Annotated in this window: 14 protein-coding genes; 5 read left to right on the forward strand and 9 right to left on the reverse strand. The window is 34.2% G+C overall.

Going from position 1 to position 15,213, the window contains the following annotated elements; translation table 11 throughout:
• Positions 1-4: 4 nt before the first annotated feature.
• The gene (locus PI85_RS21875) at positions 5-292 is read right to left on the reverse strand and encodes a hypothetical protein (RefSeq protein ID WP_036126274.1); all 288 of its coding nucleotides are present in this window, start codon (positions 290-292) and stop codon (positions 5-7) included.
• A gap of 583 nt (positions 293-875) precedes the next feature.
• On the reverse strand, positions 876-2,096 hold the full coding sequence (locus PI85_RS21880; RefSeq protein WP_036126275.1) for a stalk domain-containing protein: 1,221 nt from the start codon (positions 2,094-2,096) through the stop codon (positions 876-878).
• A 1,094-nt stretch (positions 2,097-3,190) separates the two neighbouring features.
• Here PI85_RS21880 and PI85_RS24755 point away from each other — a divergent pair.
• The 3 genes from PI85_RS24755 to PI85_RS21895 all read left to right on the forward strand — a co-directional run bounded on the left by PI85_RS24755 (position 3,191) and on the right by PI85_RS21895 (position 6,159).
• Positions 3,191-3,835, forward strand: coding sequence for an SHOCT domain-containing protein (locus PI85_RS24755; protein WP_036126278.1), 645 nt, complete (start codon positions 3,191-3,193; stop codon positions 3,833-3,835).
• 344 nt (positions 3,836-4,179) lie between these two features.
• Complete coding sequence (locus PI85_RS21890) at positions 4,180-5,397, forward strand: type I restriction endonuclease (RefSeq protein ID WP_036126279.1); 1,218 nt, start codon at positions 4,180-4,182, stop codon at positions 5,395-5,397.
• Between the two features lie 222 nt (positions 5,398-5,619).
• Positions 5,620-6,159, forward strand: coding sequence for a hypothetical protein (locus PI85_RS21895; RefSeq protein ID WP_036126281.1), 540 nt, complete (start codon positions 5,620-5,622; stop codon positions 6,157-6,159).
• Between the two features lie 281 nt (positions 6,160-6,440).
• Here the strand turns inward: PI85_RS21895 and PI85_RS21900 are convergent, their stop codons facing one another.
• The gene (locus PI85_RS21900; protein ID WP_036126284.1) at positions 6,441-6,989 is read right to left on the reverse strand and encodes a hypothetical protein; all 549 of its coding nucleotides are present in this window, start codon (positions 6,987-6,989) and stop codon (positions 6,441-6,443) included.
• Positions 6,990-7,318: 329 nt separating this feature from the next.
• Between PI85_RS21900 and PI85_RS21905 the strand changes: the two genes are divergently transcribed.
• A complete protein-coding gene (locus PI85_RS21905; RefSeq protein ID WP_036126286.1) occupies positions 7,319-7,708 on the forward strand; it encodes a hypothetical protein in 390 nt (129 codons plus the stop codon).
• A gap of 603 nt (positions 7,709-8,311) precedes the next feature.
• Here the strand turns inward: PI85_RS21905 and PI85_RS21910 are convergent.
• The 6 genes from PI85_RS21910 to PI85_RS21935 all read right to left on the reverse strand — a co-directional run bounded on the left by PI85_RS21910 (position 8,312) and on the right by PI85_RS21935 (position 14,107).
• Complete coding sequence (locus tag PI85_RS21910) at positions 8,312-9,328, reverse strand: serine hydrolase (protein WP_036126288.1); 1,017 nt, start codon at positions 9,326-9,328, stop codon at positions 8,312-8,314.
• A 55-nt stretch (positions 9,329-9,383) separates the two neighbouring features.
• Complete coding sequence (locus tag PI85_RS21915) at positions 9,384-10,376, reverse strand: DUF1835 domain-containing protein (RefSeq protein ID WP_036126290.1); 993 nt, start codon at positions 10,374-10,376, stop codon at positions 9,384-9,386.
• A gap of 37 nt (positions 10,377-10,413) precedes the next feature.
• Positions 10,414-11,169, reverse strand: coding sequence for an SDR family oxidoreductase (locus tag PI85_RS21920; RefSeq protein WP_036126292.1), 756 nt, complete (start codon positions 11,167-11,169; stop codon positions 10,414-10,416).
• 94 nt (positions 11,170-11,263) lie between these two features.
• Entirely contained in the window at positions 11,264-11,923 is a 660-nt protein-coding gene (locus PI85_RS21925) for a hypothetical protein (protein ID WP_036126293.1), read from the reverse strand.
• Positions 11,924-11,969: 46 nt separating this feature from the next.
• On the reverse strand, positions 11,970-12,443 hold the full coding sequence (locus tag PI85_RS21930) for a GNAT family N-acetyltransferase (protein WP_036126295.1): 474 nt from the start codon (positions 12,441-12,443) through the stop codon (positions 11,970-11,972).
• 188 nt (positions 12,444-12,631) lie between these two features.
• Positions 12,632-14,107: a methyl-accepting chemotaxis protein gene (locus PI85_RS21935; RefSeq protein WP_036126297.1), complete on the reverse strand. Its 1,476-nt coding sequence runs from the start codon at positions 14,105-14,107 to the stop codon at positions 12,632-12,634.
• A gap of 136 nt (positions 14,108-14,243) precedes the next feature.
• Between PI85_RS21935 and PI85_RS21940 the strand changes: the two genes are divergently transcribed.
• Positions 14,244-15,206 (forward strand): MBL fold metallo-hydrolase, encoded by a 963-nt coding sequence (locus PI85_RS21940; protein ID WP_039392467.1) that lies wholly within the window; start codon positions 14,244-14,246, stop codon positions 15,204-15,206.
• Positions 15,207-15,213 lie beyond the last annotated feature (7 nt).

Raw genomic sequence — 15,213 nt, forward strand, 5'->3', positions numbered from 1 at the left:
CACCTTATTCTACCACTGGTGTCACAGATTGTGATTCAACCTCTACTCCATTTATACCTTTTAAGGATCCCTTAGTATATTTTACTGTAGCCACTGTAGTTTTTGGTGTAAACTCTACAGTAATAAACTCATCATTTATTTGTTCTGGTGTAGATGGTAGGTTTGGGCGTAAAGTATTAAATGAAGAACCCATAAAATATTGGTTTGAAATATCTCCAAATTGAAATTCCCCTGCCACTACAGTCGAATCTTGAACAGGCTGTGAAAACTTTATTTCTGCCTTAGTGTACAAATTGTTAATATCCTTATAGATATAAATACTTGTTATTTGTGGAGCTACATTGCTATTCTCGCCTTATCCTTCTCTGTCTCTATGTTTTATAACGAGCCTTCACCGCACGGGCGACTTTCATCGCATACGGCGATCCGTCAGCAGTAAATATAGTACTTATTTCCCCACTATTAATTATATAAATAAATCTATGAAAATATACTGATGAATGTTAATAGTTCTTCAAAAATGTTAATAGTTTAGATTAATGTATAAATAATAACGCTAGCTTAATGCTACGACTACTTGTTTTCGTTATCGAATAATATTTGTACAGCCTCCCGCCACAACATTCATTATATAACCTCTTTAGTTGCTATTAATTCCGCCCATTCTACAATAGCTAATTAATTTTCTATTTTTTCTTGTTGTTATGCCTCTGCTGATTCAGCTAATGCAAGCTTTTGTGCATAGCCCTAATAGGTTGACTCAAACGATTTTCAATTTGTATCGCAGTGTAAATTGTTGCCATGATCTCACCTCTTTTTGGCATAAATAAAAAGAACACCATAAAATCACTGTTTTGGTGTTCTTTAGTTGCAAATTATAAAATGCCTTTATTTTTTAAATCTTCTCGGTTAATGTAAGTATCTCCATTATAATTTTTAAATCGTATTCCGTTAAAAGTATTTTCAATATCTTTTTCATTATCCAGATAATCTATAGGCATATCTGGAACTTCGTATATTACTTTTTCAACAGTGCCAGTAAGAGGGCTAATTATTGAGAAAGCCATTATTAAAACGGTTTTATCCCCTACTCGTTTTGCATGTGCAGAGAAATCCATTCCCTCTGAATTCATATGAAACTCCTTCAATGAAATCCATTCATTGGGTTCTATGTTTTCTAAATCAATATCATTAAATGGATCTCTATCCATAATATTAATACCTTCTTTAACTTCTAGATATCTATCAACTATTCTAGTGGCTTCTTGTGAATATAAACCTTGGGTAAACCAATCCCGGTATGTTTCACCGAATGTTTTTGCTAACCAATTTTGATTTATTATACCGTCATTCTGCCCCAATAAACGCTCTAGGGTAGTAATATCTGAGAAAAAACTATATAGTTGACTTCTTGTATGAGTATAAGTTTTCCCATCGTATATCCAACTGATTTTCTCTTTCAAATCTTTCGGCTTTAAATCTTCATAGGTAACACTGTAAGAAGAAGAGTTTCCAGTATAGTAAATAGAATAAAGATTTTCATATGGATAGCCAATTAACTTTTTATAATCAGAATATTTCCCTGTTCCATTGACTTCATAAATTTTTCCGAAATCAATACTATTTATATCAATGATAGTATCAAACTGAGTTGAAACGTATGCTTGTTTGTCAATTATAGCTATATCTGTATCGATTAAAATGCTCTGGGTGGCACTATCCCATATAACATCGTGCCCAAAATATTCAGATATAAAGCGTAAAGGCACATAAGTACGATTCGATATTACTTGTGCAGGCGCTATTAAGTTTACAACCTTAGCATCAACTAATGCACTATTTTTCCCAATCTCTAAAATTATTTTATGGCCATCTTTAACAATTTCCACCTGTTGTTTGGATTGATTCCATTTTGTTTCGCCTTTTAAAGCGGTATTGATAGCACGTATCGGAACTAATGTACTACCATTAACAACTTTTGGTTGCACGTCCATTTCCACTTTTTTATTTTGGTAAAATACGTCGATTGCGAAAGCTGTAGTAGATATACTCATTGTTATAACTACAGTGAATATAAGTATTAAAATTTTCTTCATAATCCCCCTCCTTATACACAAATATACATAATAAGAAGAGATTACTCTATAGCTATCTAGCATAATTATCTAATTTTTAACTCTTCTTACCATTTCGAGATCCACGTTTCACTTCGCGTCCCTGCTTTTTGTCATCTTCAATTATGACTTGTAGTGACGCGATGACACATGCTTTATCAGCCATTGATAGGGTTGGTTCATCCTCATTAGCCTGAATGACAATCTTATTTAAAGTTTGAACAATCTGTAATGCTAATTTAATACCAGGTTCTTGTCCATAAAGTTTAATATTTGTAATCGTTTAACGTGTTGTACCAGATTTTCGAGCCAGTTGAAACTGACATCCCTGTTTTTATTCTTATATCCCTTAGTTTGGTAACCAAGAATAACACCTACTGTGCTCTTGGTGTAATACAATTAATTGTCAACAATGATTAACATTTATTTTAGTTAAATAAATACATAAATTATTTAAAGTATTGTAAAGTATGTATTACAGGTGGTGATTACATGAAAACACACTAGGTGAATTGCTGAATGAATTAAGAGGTAGTGAGTCTTTACGAAACGCCAGTAAACGTATTGGTATTAGTCATACATACTTAGACACTATTGAAAAAGGATTTAATAGACGTTCAGGAAAACATGTAAACTCTACCCCTGAAACACTGAAACTTTTATCAAAAGCATACAATTAGGACTATAAAGAGTTAATAGTTAAGGCTGGTTACCTAGAACCAAATTCTACAGACGAAACCCAAACCGAAAATGACGAAGCAGAGTTCCAGGCTTTCGCAAACAATCCTACTCTTGAAAAATGGTACAAGGAGCTACCGAAATCAAAGGAAGAGAACTTAGAAAAGCTACGTAAGCTGTGGGAATTTTGAAGGATAAAGGGAAATTGTAATCGTTATTTGGAGAGTAACAAATATTCGATTTTTAATTAAAACTAAAAGTAACATAATAATAACTATGAAAAGAACATGTTATAAACATGTCCTTTAATAGCACCACTATTGGGAAATTTACTTATTTATGTTTATATACTATTCTTTTACCTAATCATTTCAGGAAAATAAATATGAGGTGACAAAATGAGCTTTTTCAAAAAGATAATGGGGACATTTGAAAATACTCCAGAAAGACAAGCTGTTATAGATGCAAAAGAACGTACAAAACAAGAGGATATTCAACAGCGAGAGAAATATGTGGGGACTAGTTTATATAGAGGGATGAAGTACACCTTTTATAAGCCAGCAATCGATTATTTCGAAAACACTGTGCAATTGGCCAATGAAATTGTACTCTCCTCTTTACCAGCTGAATATGATTGTGGAAATTTAGAAAAAAAAGGTCTTTTGATAGCAACAAATATGCGAGTGGTTTTTGTAACAAAAATTGGTAATCTTCAATTATATACACCCTTTAACTATAAATATATGGAAGGAGTTTTACTTGCCTCTGATGGTATTGCTCAAAAAGAATTGACAATCCTCACTCCTGCTTTACGTGCAACATTTGATGATATTTTAAATGATGATCGTTTAAACAAGTTTATAGATGTTGTGCAAAAACAAATTCAAGATAGCAAAGATAACCATCGATTGCCTAATGATAAAAAGAAATTATCAACCTCAGCAGATCCATATAGTGACTTAGAAAAAATTGCGAATTTACGAGATAAAGGAATTTTAACTGAAGAAGAATTTTTAGAAGAAAAGAAAAAAATTTTAGGATAGCTCAGTATGCCATGTGGAAAATAATAATCAATACTAGATTTAACTTACAAATCTTTGGTAAAATTATCGAAAATATTTGAGAAACTGGATAAGATGTGAGCGATATTGAAAGAAAAAGGTGAGCTTTATTGAACATTCTATTAACAGGACATGACAAAAACATGTCCTGTTATAGAACTATTATTGGAAAAATTATTTAATTATGTTATATTTTTTGTCAACACTATAGGTATATTTACGCAACAATTATTGACTATTAATATGAAAATGGATTTAATCCAATAAGAAATTCTTTTTATTCCGAAGATTGCGCCTTGTATTAACCACAAAGGGAGAGTGTACAAATGAATTTAAAAGAAACTATAGAATTATTAAACAATGTGATATCCGAAAATAGTGAACTAATTAAAAACGAAGAATCTACAAAACAATTTCTTGTTTTACCATTGCTTAAAGGGTTAGGTTACGACACCTATAGTCCCCAAGAAGTCACTCCAGAATTCACAGCTGATTTTCATAAAAAAAATGAAAAAGTAGATTATGCTATTTCAATCAATGGGCAACCTCGAATTTTCATTGAGGCAAAATCGATCAATATGAAAATTAATAAAAGCGCCCCACAATTAAGTAGGTATTTCAGTACATTCCCTAGTGTCAAATTAGGTATCTTAACAAATGGGATTGAGTATCACTTTTTTACTGATTTAAATAACTCAAATATAATGGATTCTAAGCCCTTTTTTATCTTCAATATTATAAATCATAATGAGGAGGATTTTGAAAATCTGATTAAGTTTTCTAAAAATTTATATGATGAAGAAACAGTAAAAATCCTCGCTGAATCGTTAATATATTTTCAATCATTTAAATCTGTAATTAAAGAAATTTTTGAATCCCCAAATGATGATTTTATCAAATTTGTTATTAAAGAACGGTTTAAATTTAAGGTAACTCAACAGTTTATTAACACCTCTCGCCCTTTAATAGTAAAGAGTATTCAAGAGGCAATATCTGAAGTGATTAGTGAAAAATTTAATATAGATACATCACGACCTTCTCAAGAGATTGCTGTTACTAGCATAGATGATATTACTAAAGAAGAGAAAAGGATTTACTATACTCAAGATGAAATTGACTCACTAGGGAAATTTGAAGAGTTTGAGGGAGTAACGATTGTATTACCAAATCCAAACTCCTACATAAAATTATTAAAGTTAACATCTGAAGAATACTCAGTTGAAAAAGGTAATCCATTAAGTGATTTCTTTATTTCTTCAGTTGTAACACAGGGTTCTACAATCGTAGGTTATTTAGTTGGTCAGTATGTAAATCAAAAGGAAGATATAAAACTATATACAGTTAAATCAAACGAAATAGCAAAATTTTTGGATGAAAACCCTATTCTTAAAGAGACTGGTTTCATTAACGCCCGATTAGGTTCCAGATTTAATAAAAATAATAATGAGACTACGTACTTCTTGAAAAGTTGTCTAAACAACCTATCATTTAGAGACATACCTAACCTTATTTCTAAAATTGAAGACACAGAGAAGTTTTTTTAGAAACTTCATGTAGTCGAACTCTTAAATGACAACCTGAAAAAAGTCGATGCTGAGTTCAAGGCTTACGCCCACAACAAAGAGACTTTAATTGCAACGATTGCCATATACCTTTTATTAAATCTCCAAGTAGCCCCACTCCCCAAAAGTGGGGTTTTGTATATACAACTACCTACAAATCCTCTAAAATAGGTAGTATATTACATTTAAGGAGGTAATTTCACTGTGAAGAAATTATTATACATAGGAGCATTATCAACATTATTATTGGCAGGCTGTAGTGAAGAAAAAGCAAAGGAAGATGCTTCAACATCCAATCCTGTTGAAACTACAGAGAATGAGTTGGCTATCGATATGGCTATTGCAAACGATAAAAGCATTCCTTTAGAAGAGCGTATTGCCAAAATAACTACTGATTTATTCGGAACTACTACGACTGATGGAAGTGATCGAAACATTATTGTTGAAGGCATGGGCGATTACTATTATTTATCGATGATGAATGACGATGCAATAACACAAAAGAAAGCAATAGATTATGCTCAACAAAATACGGTTGAATTAATTAGAGTATTAAAAGGTATAGAGGATTTGAGCAATATCCGTATCAATTGGCAAGCTAACTTTAAAGATGCATATGGAAACATCAATCCTGGATCTGCTATGACTGTCCTGCTCAAAAAAGGAGATTTTGATAAGATCGATGTAGCTAATTTTAAAGCGTCTGACTTAAAAGAGATAGCTACCTATTATCATGCTACATAATGATTTGAAGTAAAATATAAATAACACGAATAGTCACTCACGTTTAAGTTTGAGTGACCTTTTCGTATATAAGCCATAAAATTCTGCCCATAATCTAGAGCCGCCCTCTTCCCCTACTAGCGGACGGGGCGACTTTTTTTGATGGCAAAGCATTCAAACAAAATAAGGGAACGATTGAGCGTATTGTAGTAATTAAAAAAATGACAAAAGCCATCGAGTATGAAATTCTCGACAACTTTTGTCAAAAGGCTGAACTAACACTTATGTAAATATTATTTACATTATTTCTTCTTATTCACATCATCCGGATAAACAATCGTATTAAATACTTCTCCACTTGATGCATCTTTATAAATTACTGTGACTTTATAATTATCAACGTCTGCCCCATTAAATAATTGATAGTACATACCCGTTAAAGCAAGCCCGACTGCAGCCATTGTATCAAGACTACTTTCAAACTCTTCTTTGTTTACAGATAGAGTGAATTCTGAAAAGGATTTGTTATATGTAATATCTTTGACAGATTTGAAATCATCACTAGCTTTAATTTCATCTACATTTGCTAAAATACCTTCTTTTAAACCTTTCATCATTTCTTCGTGCTCTGGTTTAGCCATTTTATAAGTTAAAGAACCATCATCATTCTTAATGACTTCTTTAATTCCACTATTTTTCGCCTTAGAAATAACAGAATCGATGTCCTGTCCTTCGAAAAATAAAGCAGGAATGGTTACTTCCACGTCCCCATCTTTTTTTTGATCCTCACTACATGCAGCCATTAAAGCACCTAGTAATAAAAGTAATGGTAACATCCATTTTCTAGTCATTAAATCTCCTCCTCATACACAAATATACAGAAAATGAAGGGATTTCACTATAACTAATACAAAAAACATTTATTAATATAGAAAACTCTTTTCATCGATCGCTATTATCTGTGTACAAATCAGTTAAATTCCTTCGACTTTTCATTCAAGATGACCATTCGTTAATAAATAGTAAAATCATATATTCAACGTATCTTTCTTTAGTAGTCCTACTGAAACCGACTCATAAGAATATTTCTATTAATTATTTTTTACTCTTCCTTCCTTATAGTCTAGCGAATCATATTCCATATGAATACCTTATTTATAGGAATGGAGGTGAAAATAAAATGGCATCATTTGAAATTGGAGCAAGAGGTCTTTTCAATTTTCGAAACGAGCGCTTTTTCCTATTAGTTGAAGATGAAATTACAGTTCCAGATAAAGGTGTGGAGATTGATCCAGTTAATATATATGAGATTGACCAACAAACTTTCAATTTTATAAGAGAAGAAGGAGATACACCTGTCGTTGTACCAGTTTTTAAACTTCCACCTGTACCACCAGGATTTGAATTAGAACGAAAATGTATTTTTACAGTCGATAATTCATACTTTGTCATCTATGAATTAGAAAATGGTACTGACAACTTTGTTATTTTAAGAATCAGTGCAGCTTTATTTAACTCATTGAGAAATTCTGGTGTTCGTGAATGTATTCCTCAGAATTTCATTAATTAAGAATGCTATAAAAACAAGTAATCAATTATTGATTAAAGATCCTGTGTTAATCGGCAGGATCTTTTCTTATTCCACAATCGAGCCATATAAATGAACACCACTTTTAAAAGATCTGGATATTTATGTTAACATATAGGTGAGATTGTGAAGAATTACACTTTAACTAACGGCGCAGTTTAGTTGAACAACCATATGGGTTTTTATGGTGAAACAGTAGACGGTAGGTGCATATTCATCTTTACAGGAAAGTGGGATGGGCTATCGTTTAGTTAGGAGGTAGTGATTTTGGGGTATTTGGGGTATTTGGGGTATTTGGGGTATTTGGGGTATTTGGGGTATTTTGATTTTGTTAGTTGCAGGAATTTTATTTTGGTCAGCTGTGTTACCGAGGATTACAAGTAAAAGTTAATCGTTTGTTATGATTAGTCTGGGATTCAATGTAATCTCAATCCCATTTTTCCCTTTCTTTCTACAAAAAAAGAGCAAAACCATAATGGTCTGCTCCACATTTAAAAATAAACGCTCGAAACCCGGCATTTCTTTATTCATTTAGTAAATACATTTAAAGCAAGTCAGATAATGTCAGTGGTCGCCACTTTACTATTAACTTTCAGGTGAAAATGTGACCTCTACCATAATCGAATCACCAAAACTTCGTACATCCGCTAAGTAATCATACCCCTCCGGTGATCCAAAACTATTAAAGGCTCTAACTGCTACGATTTTTTCACTCGGAATGACGAGAAGTGTGACCGTTGTATATCCTAAAATTTGAAAGGCTCCTTTTGGGACAAGTGCTCCAATCTCTGAACGCTTTCGCTCCGATCCTTTTACATACCATAGAAAACCATTTTCTGGAAGATTTGGAGTAGGGAAACTAGGACTATGTATGGTTGTTGCTAATTTTAAAATTTCTGGTTGAATCAACTGTTTTCCATTATACTTCCCTGCATTCAAGTGAAGGAGCCCCCACTGGGCAAATTCACGTGCTGATGCATACATATTCATCTGACTACCATCTATATTAGACGACACTGACCAAAATTTCCCATTTTGTTCTCGTATGACCTCCGCAAATGTTTCATCCAATTCGTTGTACCAATTTGTTTCAGTTAAATTTAATGGTTTGAATACTTCTTCATTGACAATATCAGCAATATTTCGCTTTGTAGCGAATTGTATTATCGCTGCGATTAACTCAATATTTCTACCGCGGTAAGCCCAATTTGTGCCTGGAGCAAAAGTTCGGATATCTTCCCCATTTATATAGGCAAGACCATGTGAGTGCGTTACTAAATGGCGAATAGTAATCCCTTTGAAAACTTCCTTTTGATGCTCAGGTGCTAGATAGAGAGAAATTTCATCATCTATAGACTGAATATAACCATGAAAGATTGCAAACGCCACAGCAAACGCTATATAACTTTTACGACAAGAAGCAAGATGAAACTTTGTATCAGCTTGAATAGAACGTACATTTTCCTTATTTGACTGTCTCCCCCAATATTGTTCCACTTGCATCTCATTATTGTGAAATAAAATGAGAGCAGCTCCTGTACAATCAAGGGTATGAAATGTATTTTCCACAGAATTCCTTACTTTTTCAAATGATACAGTCACCCTAAACACCCCCTCTCTTTTTTATAGTAGCTCAACCTCCTAGGGTATCTGATTATTAAACCTCACGAAGTTTCACACTGTAATACCTCATCGCTTTTGGCACTCCCTCCATTTCAAAAACCCCTTTGAAGATTAAATGTATCAATCGATATTCAACGTATGGATCTCCAATACTTTGATTTAAATTACCAATAACCTCCCCTATTAGTCTAGCTGATTTAATAAACCGACGGTCAAGCTGTAATTTTTTTGCCGTTTGTAAAATATAGTCATCGTAATAATCATCAGCCACTTGGTATAAAGAATTATTCTCCCAAACTCTGAGATTCCCTTTGCTATTAGATAATGTTAACCAGTCGTGTTCGTAATTTTTTCGTTCCTCTTGCGTTAAAGGCAGACATGTTCTATTCTCCTCATATATCCGCTTTAACTGATCTGGTTCAATTTCACCTGTATGGATAGGAGTATCTGCTAAATTAGTTGTATGAATTAAAATAATATTGTTTGTTCTTCCTTTCAGTAAATAAAGGACATATCGTAAGGCCGTTTGTTCATCAGAGTTCTCACCAAACCAAATAAAAATTTTTACGTGTTCAGGAATAGACTTGATCTTAAAAAGAGATTCTTTAAAAACTTGCTGATAGTTACATACATACTCTTCGTCCAGATTGAGATGATTCATTAACCATTTATATCTTAGTGCTAGTCCCGTATCTTCTTCTAATTTCCATAAGGGACCTACTGAAAACTTATCCGAAAAATGGATGATCTTTTCTTCATCTAGTACCTTCATATCACTAAGAGCGTTTTTCAAACTACCTGAAGGAGAATCACCGAAAACAACGTGAACTACCTTAATATCTTTTGCATCTTCCGATTTTTTTTGCTCTTTTTTATAGCCAAGAAAATTACTATAAGTTGATTTCAGGTCTTTTACTAGATCTTCATCGTTCTGTTCCGTACTCATTCTAAGTAATATCTGGAATAATAATGACTTCACTTCATCCTCACTTGACTCCATCACTAGGTCTTTTATTTCATTTATCAACTTGTTTGGCTCCTCGTACAAAATTTTTTCCAACTTACTAGCCTCTGAAAAATCCACCCTCTGAATGGATGATTTGCCCTGTCAACCATTTTGCTTCTTCACTCGCAAGAAAACTAATCACTTTTGCCACATCTTCTGGTGATCCTATACGTCCCATCGGAAATTTTGGTAACAAATATGTTCTAATTTCATCATTCATCCAAGTCGAATCGGTTGGCCCGGGATTGACTGCATTCACAGTAATTCCTATAGGAGCTAATTCTTGTGCTAATGTTCTTGTAAACGAGGAAATGGCCCCTTTTGTTGCAACATAGGCTAGCTCCCCAACCATGGGACCTAAATCCTGTCCAGACGTCATATTAATGATTCTCCCTGACTTTAATTGTGCATTTTGATAAAGACGGGCAAATTCAACTGAAAGAAGGAATGTTGATCTCATATTTACTGCATAATGTTGATCTAGTATTTGAGCATCTAACAATAAATAGCCATCCTGTGTAGAATGGGCCGCATTATTGACTAATATAGAAGGTACACCTAATTTTTCAACGACTGTCTGCAGAATAGTTTGTGCCGCCAGTGGAATAGATAAATCAATGGCTAAGTCTTCACAAGAGACCCCCTCACTAGAAATCTCTTCTTTAAACTTGTCTATCCAATTTTGGTCTGCTTGCCAGTGAGTGAAAAAAATATGTACACCTTCGACCGCTAATTTTCTACAAATGGCAGTTCCTATATCTCTTGGATTACTTGCGCCTGTTATGATGGCAATAGTATCTTGGACTTTACTCATTCTTTTTCCCCTTTCTTTCTACAAAAAAAGAGCAAAACCATAATGGTCTGCTCCGCATTTAAAAATGAGCGCTCGAAATCTGGCATTTCTTTATTCATTTATCGTACGCAAACATTTTATTTTGTATTTCTATATGGAATTGCTGTACATCAAGTTGATGAAGCTTGATGATATCTTCGGCTACTTGTCGAGCTTTCTTTTGTATCACATCATCTTTCTCTTCTGTTAAATTGATGATGATGTGGACAATTTCTGATGTAATCGTGTAGTCGATGCTAAAGGAACCAACTTGTTGTGCGGTCATCGCTTCAAATAAATGAGCCATAACATCATTATAGCTAAGTCTGGTCGAGTTCATGGTCACAGGATCATAAAGATTTTTAATTGTTATTTGAAACGATATTGGATTAAAATCATTTTTTTGAATACATTGAAGCATCATTTCCTCTATTTTTTGTTTGGACAACTGATCTATTTTTTCAGGTATTGATACAAGGAGCTCTATTTTTCCATTCGGCAGTACACCATAATCTACATAAAAGATATAAGATTCTTTTTGCAGGGCCATAGCAATATCACTCATTAGAAATTGGTAGTGCTGCATATAACCTAATAATTCATCGTTAGTAGGTTGCGCTAAAGAAACATTTGATTTCTCTGCATATTGAATAGGCACATTGGCAAAAAAGAAAAAGCCACCACAAACGATGATGGAAAGAAGAAACCATAAGGTAAATAGTTTTTTGATAAACATTTATAGCCCCCTTATTCGGGACTATATGCAAGTTTAGTACCGTAAATTACGGTAGAATTTTATAAAATAACACACGGTCTTGATTTTCCCCGCCATAACCACTATGGATAGACATATTATCCATCACCTTGTCACCCTTCTCCATTCTGAACCCCATATTTGTGTGAAAGGCAATGGACACTTCGTTTATAGGTGATGTCACACACTTAACGATATTACGATGATACTGTTTCACCACATGGAAAAATACATCATACAACCTTTTTGCAATATTCTGTTTTCTAAAATCAGGGTGAACCCCTACAAAATGAATGAACGCTTCATTTGTGTTGGATTGCGATAAAAAGCCGACAAGAAAACCAATAATCTCGCCATCCTTTTCCATAATCAGGCTTGTGTTCGTAAAGTGATCGAAAAATAATTTAGGCAGTTTATCTGACATATTCCTTCCGCCCCACCACTCATTAATCACTGGCGATAACGTGTAATAATCTGCACTCTGTAAACTACGAATATTCATGGTATACTTCCTCCCCTTCGACTTCACCTTTTAATTGGTCAGCATTATAGAAAACACACTACCAATGTATATGAGTTTAAATTGTCATTCGGATATCTCAGATGAATAACAACACTATACCCTCGATCTAAGATGTTTAATCATACTGTTATTTTACCCTACCAATTATTTCAATTTCAATATTTCCCTCAAATCTTTGCCATGACCAATGATTTTAATGTATCACTTAAAGCCTGAATGCGATTTGTCGTATCCGTCATCTTCAATAAGAGCTGATTTTCGTCCTCCACAGAAAGCAATATATCACCTGTTGATGAAGCATTTTGCTCTGTCATTCTATTCAGTCTTTCAATTTGCATTTGAATTGCCTCAAACTGTGAGATGGCACTGCTTAATTCGTGCATACCTCTCGTCAAATCTGTGTTCGTTTGCGTAAATGAATCCTTTAAAATATTAAAGAAATAACTGACATCCTGTAAAAGCTGTTCCCCGTGCTTCAATGCTTTTTCACCATCATCAGAACGTTGATGAGCCTCCGTCGATTTCTCAAATAAGGTTTTCGTCACATTCGTAATATTGACTGTAATGGCTGCACTTTCCTCAGCTAGCTTTCGCACCTCTTCCGCTACAATAGCAAACCCCTTCCCATGCTCCCCAGCCCTAGCCGCTTCAATGGCTGCATTGAGTGCCAATAAATTTGTCTGCTGTGCAATATGTGTGATCCCCTGCAACAAGCTATCCACTGTTTGTAAACTATTTTGAAGCTCGTTGACGGTTTCTGCGGTTGAACTCATCGCATGACTCATCACGCCCATTTGAGCCATTGCGTCTTGCATTTTAGCCCATCCTGCTAAAACCTCTTGCTGAAGTTCAGTAGATTTCACCACTGTGTCTTTGGAAATCGTCAAAGTTTCATTTACAAAATGAACAGAATCACTCATAGTGCCATGAATCATATGTAAGCTAGAAGCCTCTTGCTGAATACTTGCAGAAATATCCTCAGTCGCTACCAATATTTGTTTACTAGAGCCTGAAATACTTTGCATAGTTTGTTGGAATTGTGTCACATGCTCGTCCAATGCCTGACTACTTTTCTCTATTTCCCGAAATGTATTTTGTAATTGATTGAAGGAAGCTTGGACTTCATTTTGCTGAATTTCTGCATGTTTAATTAGCTCATTGCCCCATTTAGCTAATAAGAAAAAAGCAATAATGACACCGTTCATAATTGCTAGAAGTGTGACGAAAACAATGATGTCGTCAAACGGCCCTAACAAAGATGACGAGTTGACCATATATAAAATGAAAAAACTAACATTAGTCAGTATTCCAAAAAACACGATTAATTCCTTCTTAAAATAAAGGGCGATAATAGCAATGGTGCACAGCAAAATATAATGCTTATTCAATGAAAAACTATCTAGTAAAAATAAAGTAAACACTACGCTTGAAGGAATAAGACCAAAGATAAATCCCTTCACATATGTTTTAATCGGCAAGAAATAATTACACACTGCTAAAGCGATGACAGCTAGTCCGACAAATAAAAATAGTATTCCTTTTGATAGGATCATAGGTCCACAAATAAGAATGGCTAAAATCGATATTATTGCCAAATTAACTCGGTGCACCTTCCTTGTATCATAACGAATTTTGTTCTCCATAACGCTCCCCCTAAAAATGAATGGACATTCAGTTTAACTTTCTATTATTATATAGTATAACTACTACTTTTTGTAGCTAAAATTTGCCTTTTAGAGCATATGTTTCACATTTTCGAAATTAAAGGGGGAAATTCATTTGAGTAGAGTCCAACAAATCGCCGCAAATTTTTATTGTATTGATACACATGATTTAAATAGGGAACAGCGAACAAGCTCCTACCTATTAATTGATGAAAAAATAACCTTAATCGAAACATCTGCTAGTCCATCCGTTCCTTACATCATGGAAGTATTGAAGGAATTAAATATTGCTTTAGAGGATATTCATTATGTCATTGTGACACATATCCATTTGGACCATGCTGGTGGAGCAGGCTTATTTTTACAAAACTGTCCTCATGCAAAATTAGTCGTTCACCCTAGAGGGTCGGCACATATGATTGATCCGAGCAGGCTTATTTCCAGCGCGAAAGGAGTGTATGGGACCGAATTTGACCGTCTTTTTGATCCGATTGTGCCCATTGATGCAGCACGAATTATTGAAGTAAGCCATGAACAACAACTCCATTTAGGACAGCATCATTTAACGTTTTATCATACAGAAGGTCATGCAAAGCATCATGTTTCTATGCTTTATTCCGCTACTAACGGCCTTTTTGTGGGGGATACAACGGGTGTACGTTACCCAGAAATGGACGGTGAAGCAATTGATTTAATCATACCTTCCACTTCCCCAAACCAGTACAATCCTGAAACGATGGAAAACTCCATTCAATTGTACGAAAAGCTACAGGCAAGTGAATTATATTTTGGTCATTATGGGGCTTATAAAAATCCACCTGAGGCATACCGTCAAGTACGCTATTGGACACCTCTCTTCTTAGAAGAAGGCCGTAAAGCACAAGCAGCATCCAGCCAGTTTCAGGAACAAGTTCACTATTTAGATGCTCGCTTAAAAAAGCTTTTATTTAGCTATTTACAAGCAAATGATATACCGCCAGATCACCCCGTCTATCAAACCATCCCTTTCGATACGATTGTGTCATCGATGGGAATATTGGATTATTTAGAAAAAGTGAAAGCACAGGTACCACTTTAAAGGAGAT

It is taken from the genome of Lysinibacillus sp. A1 (assembly GCF_000801965.1).
GTDB classification, from domain to species: domain Bacteria; phylum Bacillota; class Bacilli; order Bacillales_A; family Planococcaceae; genus Lysinibacillus; species Lysinibacillus fusiformis.

Bases quoted from the DNA above. Each gene is read 5' to 3' on its own strand.
- PI85_RS21880 (WP_036126275.1), bottom strand. From the start codon at position 2,096: ATGAAGAAAATTTTAATACTTATATTCACTGTAGTTATAACAATGAGT.
- PI85_RS24755 (WP_036126278.1), top strand. From the start codon at position 3,191: ATGAGCTTTTTCAAAAAGATAATGGGGACATTTGAAAATACTCCAGAA.
- PI85_RS21890 (WP_036126279.1), top strand. From the start codon at position 4,180: ATGAATTTAAAAGAAACTATAGAATTATTAAACAATGTGATATCCGAA.
- PI85_RS21900 (WP_036126284.1), bottom strand. From the start codon at position 6,989: ATGACTAGAAAATGGATGTTACCATTACTTTTATTACTAGGTGCTTTA.
- PI85_RS21905 (WP_036126286.1), top strand. From the start codon at position 7,319: ATGGCATCATTTGAAATTGGAGCAAGAGGTCTTTTCAATTTTCGAAAC.
- PI85_RS21920 (WP_036126292.1), bottom strand. From the start codon at position 11,169: ATGAGTAAAGTCCAAGATACTATTGCCATCATAACAGGCGCAAGTAAT.
- PI85_RS21925 (WP_036126293.1), bottom strand. From the start codon at position 11,923: ATGTTTATCAAAAAACTATTTACCTTATGGTTTCTTCTTTCCATCATC.
- PI85_RS21930 (WP_036126295.1), bottom strand. From the start codon at position 12,443: ATGAATATTCGTAGTTTACAGAGTGCAGATTATTACACGTTATCGCCA.
- PI85_RS21935 (WP_036126297.1), bottom strand. From the start codon at position 14,107: ATGGAGAACAAAATTCGTTATGATACAAGGAAGGTGCACCGAGTTAAT.